The organism is Flavobacterium sp. TC780 (genome assembly GCF_056783245.1).
The window spans coordinates 1-11533 of sequence record NZ_JBXBAV010000136.1; the positions used below are offsets into that span (position 1 = coordinate 1).

The 11533-nt window shown below is 39.5% G+C and carries 9 protein-coding genes and 5 pseudogenes; 9 read left to right on the forward strand and 5 right to left on the reverse strand.

The window, feature by feature from the left end; genetic code table 11:
* From AC1RYN_RS14670 to AC1RYN_RS14710, 9 genes and pseudogenes are all read left to right on the forward strand, one after another.
* A partial coding sequence (locus tag AC1RYN_RS14670; protein WP_481807548.1) for a multicopper oxidase domain-containing protein occupies positions 1-1797 on the forward strand: 1797 nt, incomplete at its 5' end.
* A 1247-nt stretch (positions 1798-3044) separates the two neighbouring features.
* A complete protein-coding gene (locus tag AC1RYN_RS14675) occupies positions 3045-3422 on the forward strand; it encodes a single-stranded DNA-binding protein (RefSeq protein ID WP_184165137.1) in 378 nt (125 codons plus the stop codon).
* 45 nt (positions 3423-3467) lie between these two features.
* Positions 3468-4540 (forward strand): annotated as a pseudogene (locus tag AC1RYN_RS14680) (DUF932 domain-containing protein).
* A gap of 467 nt (positions 4541-5007) precedes the next feature.
* A pseudogene (locus AC1RYN_RS14685) lies at positions 5008-5612 on the forward strand (PRTRC system protein E).
* A gap of 25 nt (positions 5613-5637) precedes the next feature.
* Positions 5638-5857, forward strand: a pseudogene (locus AC1RYN_RS14690) (PRTRC system protein C).
* 24 nt (positions 5858-5881) lie between these two features.
* Positions 5882-6628: a hypothetical protein gene (locus AC1RYN_RS14695; RefSeq protein ID WP_481807549.1), complete on the forward strand. Its 747-nt coding sequence runs from the start codon at positions 5882-5884 to the stop codon at positions 6626-6628.
* Between the two features lie 138 nt (positions 6629-6766).
* The gene (locus AC1RYN_RS14700; protein ID WP_481807550.1) at positions 6767-7102 is read left to right on the forward strand and encodes a hypothetical protein; all 336 of its coding nucleotides are present in this window, start codon (positions 6767-6769) and stop codon (positions 7100-7102) included.
* Positions 7089-7778: a PRTRC system protein B gene (locus tag AC1RYN_RS14705; protein ID WP_481807551.1), complete on the forward strand. Its 690-nt coding sequence runs from the start codon at positions 7089-7091 to the stop codon at positions 7776-7778. The genes AC1RYN_RS14700 and AC1RYN_RS14705 overlap by 14 nt, the downstream gene beginning before the upstream one ends.
* Positions 7775-8585 (forward strand): annotated as a pseudogene (locus AC1RYN_RS14710) (PRTRC system ThiF family protein). Before AC1RYN_RS14705 ends, AC1RYN_RS14710 begins: the two are co-directional and overlap by 4 nt.
* Positions 8586-8840: 255 nt before the next feature.
* Here the strand turns inward: AC1RYN_RS14710 and AC1RYN_RS14715 are convergent.
* The 5 genes and pseudogenes from AC1RYN_RS14715 to traN form a co-directional block, all read right to left on the reverse strand.
* Positions 8841-9023, reverse strand: a complete 183-nt coding sequence (locus tag AC1RYN_RS14715) for a hypothetical protein (RefSeq protein ID WP_481807552.1) — start codon at positions 9021-9023, stop codon at positions 8841-8843.
* Between the two features lie 46 nt (positions 9024-9069).
* Positions 9070-9390 (reverse strand): sigma factor-like helix-turn-helix DNA-binding protein, encoded by a 321-nt coding sequence (locus tag AC1RYN_RS14720; RefSeq protein WP_481807553.1) that lies wholly within the window; start codon positions 9388-9390, stop codon positions 9070-9072.
* Between the two features lie 198 nt (positions 9391-9588).
* Positions 9589-10032 (reverse strand): DUF3872 domain-containing protein, encoded by a 444-nt coding sequence (locus AC1RYN_RS14725; RefSeq protein WP_481807554.1) that lies wholly within the window; start codon positions 10030-10032, stop codon positions 9589-9591.
* Positions 10033-10040: 8 nt separating this feature from the next.
* A pseudogene (locus tag AC1RYN_RS14730) lies at positions 10041-10447 on the reverse strand (conjugal transfer protein TraO).
* 176 nt (positions 10448-10623) lie between these two features.
* Positions 10624-11517, reverse strand: a complete 894-nt coding sequence (gene traN / locus AC1RYN_RS14735; RefSeq protein WP_481807555.1) for a conjugative transposon protein TraN — start codon at positions 11515-11517, stop codon at positions 10624-10626.
* Positions 11518-11533: the final 16 nt, after the last annotated feature.

Here is an 11533-nt window from a genome sequence, read left to right on the forward strand (position 1 = left end):
TTAATACATGCTCCTGTTGTTAGGGAGGCAGCACCTATTGTATTGAGTGAATGGACAGATATGAAACCTGAAAATGTACACCGATTGCTGCACAATGCATCGGACTGGTTTGCTATTAAAAAAGGGACTACACAAAGTTATGCGGAAGCTATAAAGCAAGGGTATTTTAAGGACAAAATAAAAAATGAATGGAAACGAATGAATGCCATGGATGTCAGTGATGTTTATTACGACAAATTTTTAATCAACGGAAAAAATGAAAATCAGCTTTCTCAATTTAAAGCGGGTGATAAGGTCCGATTACGAGTTTCCAATGGAGGCGCATCAACCTACTTTTGGCTTACCTATGCCGGCGGGAAAATTACGGTTGTGGCCAATGATGGAAATGATGTAGAACCCGTTGAGGTCGATAGATTAATTATTGCAGTTTCTGAAACCTATGACATAATTGTAACCGTTCCAGATGATAAAACAGCTTATGAGTTTTTGGCAACACCGGAAGACCGCACAAAATCTACCTCCCTGTACATTGGCAGCGGGGTTAAGCAATTAGTGACACCCTTGCCAAAGCTTAAATATTTCGAAGGAATGAAGATGATGAACGGTATGATGAAAATGAATGGAGATTTGGATGATATGGGTATGAGCATGAGCCTTAATAAAATGGATATGAATGTAGTAATGTATCCCGAAATCACGGGTGAAACCAAGCCTAAAAGCAATACAAAGATGGATGGTATGAAAATGGATGCAGAGCAATACAATGCCAATGCGCTTTCAGATATTACAACTCTAAATTATGCAATGCTTAAATCGCCTACCAAAACAACACTTCCTGAAAATGCGCCGATTAAAGAACTAAAATTTGAACTTACCGGTAACATGAATCGATATGTTTGGAGTTTGGACAATAAGGTGGTTTCTGAATCCGATAAAATATTAATTAAAAAAGGTGAAAATGTACGCATCGTTTTACATAATAATTCAATGATGCGCCATCCAATGCATTTACATGGTCATGACTTCAGGGTCCTTAATGGCCAGGGAGAGTATGCACCATTAAAAAATGTGATTGATATAATGCCAATGGAAACAGATACGCTGGAATTTAATGCCAATGTAGATGGGGACTGGTTTTTTCATTGCCATATCTTATACCATATGATGAGCGGAATGGGAAGGGTTTTTACTTACGAAAATCAACCTCCCAACCCTGAAATTCCAGACCCAAAATTAGCACGACGAAAACTCTTTGCTGACGACAGGAAATTTCATTTTATGGCAGAGAATGATTTTGCAACCAACGGAAATGATGGTGAAGCAATGTATCAAAGTACGCGTTGGAGTATTGGAACCGAATGGAGATTAGGATACAATGACATGCATGGTTATGAAACTGAAACACATATTGGTCGATATATTGGAAAAATGCAATGGTTAATGCCATTTATAGGATTTGACTGGAGATATCGAAAAATGGGAGAAGATGAACAAGAAAGAAATCTCTTTGGACAAAAGAACACTAAAGATAAACGTGCAGTAGTAAGTCTGGGAGTCAACTATACCCTTCCTATGTTAATAGTAGCACAGGCTGAGGTTTTCACAGATGGTAAAGTCAGATTACAGTTTGAGCGTAAGGACATTCCAGTTTCTAAAAGACTTCGAATGAATTTAATGTGGAATACAGACAAGGAATATATGGCAGGGTTGCGCTATATAATTACCAGATGGGGATCTCTATCCTCTCACTATGATAGCGATATGGGCTTTGGCGCAGGTTTTATTTTAAACTACTAAATTTTTAACTTAAAAAGTAGCATAGCGCAGTTATAACCAAACAGGGAAGAAAAAAATTCATAAAGAATACAATATTTGATAATTCTATATTTTTCTAAATACCGCATTTAATCCGACCAGCCTTTGAAGGCTGGTTTTTTTTGCATCTATTATTACTTTCTTTTTGTACTTCAACCAAGTCTTTGCAAAATGCTCTTAAGTGTCAACCAATTGCAATGCTTTCTAAAAGAGTCTTTTTAAACTAGATATTAGGATGATAGAGAAATGAATTCTGCAGCGGAAAAACTTCTTTCAAATTCGCAGAAGCAGTTTTGTCTCATATAAAGGAATTGATGGAAAACAATAACAACGATTCTACTGATGACGATGAAACATTTAAGGGATCGCAAACCTGGCAAAAAATATTGAAACGCATAAAATTTTATTTTTTTTCTAAGCTAAATTTCCTCACTATTTTATCAAAATCCGATAGTGCTTTATAATGTTCTCTCATTTCCGTTACAGTAGTTACATTCCATATGCTAGGAGCATAAATGGTTTTCATTTTTACGTAAAGCTCCGTTGCTGTGTGTGATTGCAGAATCTGCACATCACTACCAGTATCAACGACTATCTTTATTAGCGTCGTGTTAATGCTTCGTATTGTGAAATAGCAGAGTATGAGGTAGATATAACGCATTGCTAAAGATAAAAAATATTATAATATGTTACAAATCAGGCATAAACCCTAATTTTTAGTGCAAAAAGCCCATTAAAAGCATTGATTTTAATGGGCTTTTTTATTTGTTATTCAAGCAAATATCTTCGAATTCCGCAAAAATGACATTCCTTTTCCAGTCCTCAGTAAGAGGAATTGTTCTGATCATAGCGAACCCTTTGCCAGATTGCATTCTCCATTGCTTCCCCTTAATTTTTAAATTCAATAACCAGTATGCTTCTGTCTCATTTCAGCAGCAAAGGTATTTCCGTGTCCTTAACGCAATAGCAAGGCCAGGCCTTTCAGGTTTGATAAAAAATCTCCACCCATCCGGGTTGTATTTTTTGGCAAAGCCCTGCTATTGCTAAACACTAACCTTTTTATGCTCCCGAAACGAAACATAGCATACTCCGGCTCTTTAGACGAATAAAAAAAATGTCAGCAATGAAAAGTAAAATATTAAAAATGGATTTGATGAAACAAAACAGCACCTCCTCTCATTGCCGAATAAAATTTCAAAAAAAAATAATCACTAAAAATCACAGGAATTATGAACATTACAGGAAGAGTGACAGCGGATGCGCAGGTACGCAACGTGTCGAACAGCAAAACAGTAGTAAACTTTTCGGTAGCCATCAACGACAGCTACAAAAACAAAGCGGGCGAGCGCATAGAGCAGACAACGTATTTCGACTGCGCCTATTGGCTTAGTCCAAAAGTAGCACAGATACTCACTAAAGGTACGGTGGTAGAACTGACAGGGAAAGTGAGCGCAAGAGCGTGGACAGGAAGTGACGGACAACCGCACGCAGGACTGAACTTCAACACCTCGCAAATCAAACTTCACGGGGGCGGTAAAAAAGCCGAAGCTGTACAGGCTCCTGCAGGAAACAACAATGACGATACAAAGGACGACCTACCATTTTAACAACGAGCACCTAAATAATTTAAACAATTTTAAAATTTTAAAATCATGGCACATAATATCAATTTTAACAGCGAAACAGGACGTTATTCATTCTTTAGCGTAAAGGAAAAAGCGTGGCACGGACTAGGGCAAATTGTAGAGCAATACCCAACAAGCGAGGAAGCAATAAAATTTGCAGGGTTAGATTACGAAGTCGTTAAAAGTCCGCTATATACAAAAGGTTCGGGTATCATTCAAACTGCCGACAGTATCGAGATTGGCAGTAACGAATTGGAAGTTCCTAACTACTTTGCCAATATCCGCACTGATAACAATGCAGTATTGGGGGTGGTAGGTAAAGACTATCATATCGTACAGAACCGTGAAGCATTTAATTTTTTTGATGCCATTGTAGGCGGTGGCAACGGAATACTATATGAAACCGCAGGAGCGCTGGGTAATGGGGAACGCATATTTATCACAGCCAAACTGCCCGACTATATCCGAGTTGGAAATGGTGATGATGTAACCGAAAAATACATTTTCCTGACCACTTCGCACGATGGTAGCGGAAGTATAACAGCCGCTTTTACGCCTATTCGTATCGTATGCCAAAACACGCTTAACGCTTCCTTGCGGAGTATGACTAATGTAGTGCGTATCAAACACACTTCTGGAGCAAAACAGCGTATCGAGAACGCTCACAAGATTATGGGTTTAGCGAACACCTTGAGCATCCAGTTAGAGAATATTTTCAATGAATGGGCGAAAGTAAAGGTAACAGACCAGGAAGTGAGAAAGCTAATCCAATTGGCACTTTGTCCAAATAAAGAAACTTTCGATTTACTAAAAAAAGGTGCAGAGGATGAAGTTTCCACGCTGTTCAGAAATATGGTAGACGATGCCTTTGCGTATGCTATGACAAGCGACACACAGCAAATGGACACTACAAAAGGCACATTGTTCGGGGCATATAACGCTGTTACGGGCTACTATCAGAATGTACGCAATTACAAAGACAATGAAGCCAAATTGCAGAGCATTGTTTTGGGTGGTACTGCACAGCTCAAATCACAAAAGGCATTTGACTTGTGTACGGCTTTGCCTCGGACGGTGCAGAAATCCTAAACCTTAATTAGATAACCATAGGCTACCGCCTTAATCGGTGGTAGCCTACTATAACAATAACTGATATGAAAGCTAAATCAATAGAGAAGCTAAAACATCGCCAAATCACAAAGCCTTGAAACGAAATTCAAAGACAGGCTGTATATATCGTTTACTGCAATAAAACCGAGTATTTCTATGTAGATACCAATAGCTTTTAAGCAATTGGGAATAGCTTACAGGCTATTACGAGAACGGAGTTTATACCGGTGAAAACTGAACTGATAAAATGATGAAAATAACAGACTTGAACGGTTGCCCTATTGAGGTGACAAACCTTAACGAAGCCATCAAAATGTCAGGACAGTGCAAGGAATAACAGCCACGATGATAAAAGATTCTCGAGTTCGATAAAAGCAGAAAACATATTGGACAGAGTCATTACGAGACACTCAGAGCCATTAAAAAACAATTAGACGACAATTAAAACTTTAGAACGATGAACGCAAATTTTTTCCATCAGATAGCGCAGTTGCAGATTACAGGTGATTTGCAACTCACAATAGCAAAAGGAGCAGAAAACAATCTAATCGTATCGGTTATGCTCCAAAACGAACGGGTGCGGAGATACGCAAAGAACATCATACCGCCCCTTAATCTTCGGGGAACAGCCGAAGAACTTGACAACGGTTTTTTCGAGAAGATAACCACACCCATACAGACTGCCTCAGGCTTAATGGTCGATATGGAAGGCTTTATGAAGCAGTTGGAAGAAACCAAAAAACAGTCGGCAATGGAGAAAGAAAAGCCGACAGGCAGAAGAAAGAACAGGAAGCCAAAGACAAAAAGTTCAAGGACGCAATGGCAAAAGCGGACGAACTTGAAAAAGAAGGAAAACTCCGTGAAGCATGGGTAAAAGTTCCCGAAATGACAGAGTTCCCTGAAAAGGCTGACGATATACGCAGACGCAAAACAGAATTGTCCGACAAGTTTTCTGCGCCGAGTCTTTTCGGAGCTATAGAGGAAGCAAAACCCGAACCCGCAAAAGCGGAAGCAATAACTGCCAATTACTCAGCAAGAAACCGCACAGGAAGAAACAACTAATGTAATAACATTAAAATTCATCATCATGTTATTAGCAACGCAATTGGAAAGAGTGTTTATACTCAAAGATAAAGGACAGGATATTATATTGACCGATCCCGAACCACGCTGGAGCGTGGAAGCAGTACTGAATTTTTATGCCAACAGGTATCCCGATTTTGACAACCGCTAAAATCTCTGCACCCGCCATCAAGGATGATGCAGTAGAGTACCTATTTGAGAGCGTAATGGGAACTAAAGGATAATCTAAAATTTTAAAGCAATGGACTATGCACAAACATATTATATCGGGAACAATCAAGACCACCCGAACAAAAACCACAAAGGCAGTTGTACAAACAGCTCAGCGGGTTCGCCCAATGGATGCAAAAACCCAAAGATGCGAGCGAGGTTCAAAAAGACAAACGCAGGTCAGTGCCTGTGGAAATGTTGCCAATGGTTTTCTAAAAACTTCGTTCCTGCCAAGGCTGAAAGAAACTGAAACGGTACAGGCTTGTATGGAAACAGCAAAAATGCAGAAGGATTTTTACAAGTCGCTGTCATTACTTGCAGAGCATTACAATATTGAACCTATGCAGACCAACCAATTTGACTATCCGTACAATATGGCATTGGCTATAAGGGATATGGAAGAAAAGTTAAAGCAAATTGTTCTGAATTGGCAGGAAATACGTTTGGTGCAGGACAGTAAGCAAACCTATTTCATCAGTGAGGAAAAATACAACACCGGTACAACCCTGTATTATATACCCATTGAACCGCTGTATCAGATGCTCCACGACCCCAAGCAAAAAGAAACGCCCAATTGCTTATTTCTGTTTGCTCTTACCTATATCACATTGCTGATATTCCTTATTTCAGACAGGAAAACAGTTATCTGTATTGGATGTATGAAATGCACAAAGAGTGGGTGGAGCAGGACGATAAAACTGAAGAAAATGAGCCGTGTAAACTTGAGTTTGAAAAAGCGGAATTCATCGGAGATTATATCGAGCAAAAGATTTTTCACCCTATGAGTTTACAGGTATTTCAAAAGCGTTTAAACACTTTTAAAAGAAGTAATGCATTCGACCACGAGTGTTGGCTGACAGCTTCTAATGCCTTTGCACTATTTACGGAATATCCCAAAGGCAAGCATTTTCCGAAATGCTCCAATGCGGGAACAAGACCCTGATAATGACGACGACGACAATGAAACCATCGGTATGGAAAAGTATATTTCCTTTATATCGCACACAAAAGGATGGCTGTACGAGAACCTTGCCGAGAGCATCAACAATGAGTTTAACGAGTACGCAGAAATGCAGGAACCGACCATCTGCAAACGTTTCGACAAAAAAGTGGTCACGAAAAACAGCCTTGATTTTGAAAACCGATTATTTGCGCTTTTGGACGATATGTGCAGTTTACTTTATAACTATAAAACCACAATGGAAATGAAAAATACAATAGATATAACAGAAAGCTTTCGGTACATTGTACCATCCTAAATCCGCACTCGTTTTCTATGAAACCAAAGGAGCGGAAAGCGATGTATATGTGGAGCATTTTGATATGGACAAAAACGGCACTCCTATAAATGCCCACCCACTCACAGAGAGGGAAGCAAGAGTATTGGCAAAGGCATTGGTAACAGAAAAGGACAAGAAACAAGCTTTTTTAAAATCCAATGGGATTTTGCCATCAAACATTCTGCATATCAATCCCAAACAGAAAAAGGCGCAGTACTATGGTACACTCAAAGCACAGAAAGCGACAACTGTATTTTGTGGATGGTTTGGATATTCCCAACGGAATTGCTATGTACCGCCAATGGTTTGGTATGCCAACAAAAACAGCCTTGCGGTTTTTGCCTTGCTAAGCGATAGAAGACCAACAGAGAAAACACCATTGTATTATGCGCCATTTTTTAATATCTACGAAGACGGCAAGGTATGTATGGGTTCGGTCAATATCAATATTAAAAACTCCGCTTCGGTAGAGGAATTTACACTGGCTTGGGAAGATTATTTTTTTAACAGCTATTTCAGTCATTTATTGGGAAACAACAGTCCGATAAAAGGCAATTGTGTAAACCTTTGGAAAGACCTTATCGAAACGGGTAAATCTTTTCCTAAAGAAGTATTGAAAAAACACAACAAAACACTTAAAAATCTATTGCCATGAATACCGAGAAAACAAAAATACATTTTACGGATAACTATCTCATAAATCCGACTAATCCTATTACCGTAAACATAATCGGTGCAGGCGGAACGGGTTCAAAAGTATTGACCGCCTTAATGGAAATGAACCACAGTTTAATTGAACTTGGACACGCAGGTTTATCTGTTCGCCTTTGGGATGATGATGTTATCACGAGTGCCAATTTGGGCAGACAGCGTTTTGCCCAGTGCGAGGTAGGATTATATAAATCCGTTGCTCTGATAAACCGAGCCAATCGTTTTATGGGAACAAATTGGAAAGCGGAAACGGTGAAATTTGAGAAAGGATAGATTGGGAAGACTGCCCCAAAATGCACAGGCAACTATCTATATTACTTGTGTGGACAATGTACAGGCGAGGTTTGGGGTTGCTGAAATACTTAAAGAATTATGCAACCGCAGAAATCATAGAGATACGCCAAAATATTGGTTAGACTTTGGCAACAGCCAACATACAGGACAGGTCATATTATCCACTATCGGAGAGATTAAACAACCCAATTCAGAAAAATATGAAACGGTGGCAAGCCTGCCATTTGTTACCGATGAATTTGGGAACTTACTGAGACAAGTCTGAACAGCAGGACGATACGCCAAGCTGTTCTTTGGCCGAAGCCTGGAAAAACAGGAACTTGTTTATCAATTCCTCTTTGGCGCAGATGGGATGTTCGTTGCTTGTGGGGCTTGTTCCGCATATGGTATGACCCAGTACAGGGGATTTTTCCTTAATCTTAAAAACTTTCAGTCACAGCCCATAAAAATCGCCTGAACCCGAAAATTCGGGCGGCAAAAAGACAATCCCTCCCAAAAGGTCGGGACAGTCTTTTTGCGTTTAAGCAGTGCAGCCATTTTAATAAAAATGCACGATGCGCCATTTTATCAAACAGGCTGCGGGAATTATGCAAGGGATATATAGTATCCCTTTTATTGTTTTTTGGGACTTCTTTTCTTTCCACACAAGTGGCCAAAGAAAAGAAGCAAAAGAACGCCACAGCATTACAATCGGATTTTTGGTTGTTGCTTATTACTTCATTAGCTTTGTTTTCCAAAGAGAGAACCCCTTGAATAAATGCTCGATATTTTCAAATTCTATAAAGACGATCAATTCTTTTTTGCATTGCTGTCCAAACCCCATATAATACCCAAAACGCTCCAGAGGTATTTCCGCTAGTTGCCCTACGGTATGAACATCCAAAACTTCGAGCATGTTATGCATTCTCTTACTAAAAGGGAAATGGCTATCGTAGAGTTTTTTACTGAGGCCAACTTCTAGTTTTGTTTTTCTCTTTTTTGATCTGATGACTACCCTTTTTTAAGTCTTGTTTTAATTGCTGTAATTTGTCCTTGTAAGCATCAATTTCGGCAAGCAGTTCTGTTACGCTTTTTACTTTTTTGTAGGTTCTCTGGTAAATTTGGCGAATGTTTTCGCTCGTGAACCCATAGCTGTCTGCTACTTCTTGCAGCGACATTTTTTCCAACAGGAGCTTTTGCATGACATCATATTCCCTCTCAGAGAGTACTTTTCTGGACATTTCGAGGTAAAAGGTATTGGTACGGTCTATAACATTTTTCATAAAGGGACTGTTACGGTTTCATTAGTAAAAATATGTAAGGGTATCTTGAAATAAATCTAATATACTAAGGTTTATTTGGTTATGCAATTTTTGTGTTATTGATCAGCAAGTAACTATAAAGACAACAACCCGAAGAAGCTTCGGGTTGGGAAGTACATGCAAATTTTATAAGATGTTTTAAAAAGCAGTTTTTAAAGGTTAATCACTGCTGTTAAACTCAAAACTCAACTTTTTTTCGTTTCCGAAATTATCCGAAATCCAAACATCAAAGGATTGGGAAACGGCTGAGTGGGAGGTGTAGTACAACCTGAATTGCCTCTCTTGTATTGCGTACAAATCATTGGGGAGGTAAGGAGGATCATCGTAATACTGCAGTGTCCCTTGACCGTCAAATTGGAAGTATCTTATAAAATACTTAGCGCCGGAGTAATTTCCGCTTTTCTTTATGTTTATTCTTATTTCTACGGTTTCACCATTGGCAATGTCTTTGGGTACGGGCATTAGCTGTAGCTCGAAAGGAAAATTATGCTGGATTTCCAGCTCGTCCTTATCACAGGACAGCAGTGCAGTGGAACTGAGCAGTAGGGTTAGTAGTACTAGTAATAAGCCTACTCTCAGTGGGTTGAAAAATGGTATCATCATATTGCGTTTTAAAAATTAAATCTTAATCCCATACCAGCTGAAGGGCGGAATTGTTTGAAATCAGTGCCCCACAAAATTTTTGTTCGGGCTTGCAGCAGCAGAACAAAACGATCCGAGAGATAGGTTTCAAAAGATAATCGTCCGCTTGCGCCATAAATGAAATTATCCTTAGGAAGTATTTCTGCTCCATCAGGGAGTAGGTATTCACCATGGTTGATCGTTTCATAACCACCAACAGCGTTATAATGGCATTCAGGGTAATATACCGACGGGTATCGCCCAGCAGGAAAAAACTGTATCCGCTTTCTGCGGTATAGGTTTGGTGGGGTATGCGAAGGTCTTTGTACTGGTAGTACTGATGAACATATTCCAAAGCCCAAAGCTTATAATTGCCATTTTTACCGTTTTGGATCAAACCAATAGTAAGGTAATAATTTTTGCCTGAGTTTCGTTTGACAGGGTTCCTGTATTGATCTCGACTCCCTTTTGTCCTGGTAGCATGCGCTGTGCGAGGCTGGGGGTGATGCTTATCAGAATAAACATCATGCTATAGATATACTTTTTCATTTCTGGTACTGTTTTTAAGTGATATTAAAACGTAAGGTGCAGGTCACTGATCAGTCTGGCTTTAATCAAGTCCGAATTTTCCACTTGAAATCTCTGGTGCCTGCCGCCGTTCTTTTCAAAAATTTCAATGAGCAGTATTTTGTCATCGGCAAGGGTAAACTGATCTAAGAGGAAAACATTTTGATCTGTTGTTATGCCGCTAATGGCACTCAGTGGCTTGTAAATGCGCAGTGGCACTATTGCTCTTTCCTGCACTACGGTACGTTTGGCTGTTTTTTTATCTACTACCTTGAAATTGATAAAATCAATTTGAAAAGGAACAGGAGTACGGTTTTCAAGTTGCGTATGGAAGTAGTATTTGCCATCGTGTATGTAAATGGCTTTTAGGGTAAATTCAATGCCAAAACTTTTAGAACCGATGTGTCTTATGATGCCTTTGTCCTTTTTGTAAATGGTTTCCATAAGTAGCCCTGCCAGAGAAGGAGAACTATTGCCTAATTCTTCAAAAAGTACCTCCTGTCCGGCGGATTTGTCTACCGCCTTTTGCATTACCAGAAGGTTGTAACTCAATGTAGATGGGCAGGCACTGTAATAAGCGTCGAAGCTGTAAAAAAGGCCGTCATCGGTAATCACCGAAAAATTGGTTTCAGGTTCAAAATGCTTTATAGCCGCTTTCACACGAAGCACATTTTCGGCATCTTCTGCTTTTCCTGCAATTAAGTATTCACTTCCCAGATCCACATAACGTATGGCGCTTGGGAAAATCAGATGAGAAGTCTTATCGTAGGTAACCTGCATTTCGTAGGATTCTATCCTCCCCAAAGCAAGCGATGTTTTTGCTGTTTCCTGTGCAAAAGTGGCAGCGGCAGAGCCGATCATAAGGGCAGCTGCCCAAAAGTTTTTTAAATAATTTTTCATTTTTACGTTATTTTAG

What these genes read in the sequence shown, in the direction of transcription:
- traN (WP_481807555.1), bottom strand. Translation starts at nt 11,517, where the DNA reads ATGAAAAATTATTTAAAAAACTTTTGGGCAGCTGCCCTTATGATCGGC.
- AC1RYN_RS14675 (WP_184165137.1), top strand. Translation starts at nt 3,045, where the DNA reads ATGAACATTACAGGAAGAGTGACAGCGGATGCGCAGGTACGCAACGTG.
- AC1RYN_RS14715 (WP_481807552.1), bottom strand. Translation starts at nt 9,023, where the DNA reads ATGCTCGAAGTTTTGGATGTTCATACCGTAGGGCAACTAGCGGAAATA.
- AC1RYN_RS14720 (WP_481807553.1), bottom strand. Translation starts at nt 9,390, where the DNA reads ATGAAAAATGTTATAGACCGTACCAATACCTTTTACCTCGAAATGTCC.
- AC1RYN_RS14700 (WP_481807550.1), top strand. Translation starts at nt 6,767, where the DNA reads ATGCGGGAACAAGACCCTGATAATGACGACGACGACAATGAAACCATC.
- AC1RYN_RS14725 (WP_481807554.1), bottom strand. Translation starts at nt 10,032, where the DNA reads ATGATGATACCATTTTTCAACCCACTGAGAGTAGGCTTATTACTAGTA.
- AC1RYN_RS14695 (WP_481807549.1), top strand. Translation starts at nt 5,882, where the DNA reads ATGCACAAACATATTATATCGGGAACAATCAAGACCACCCGAACAAAA.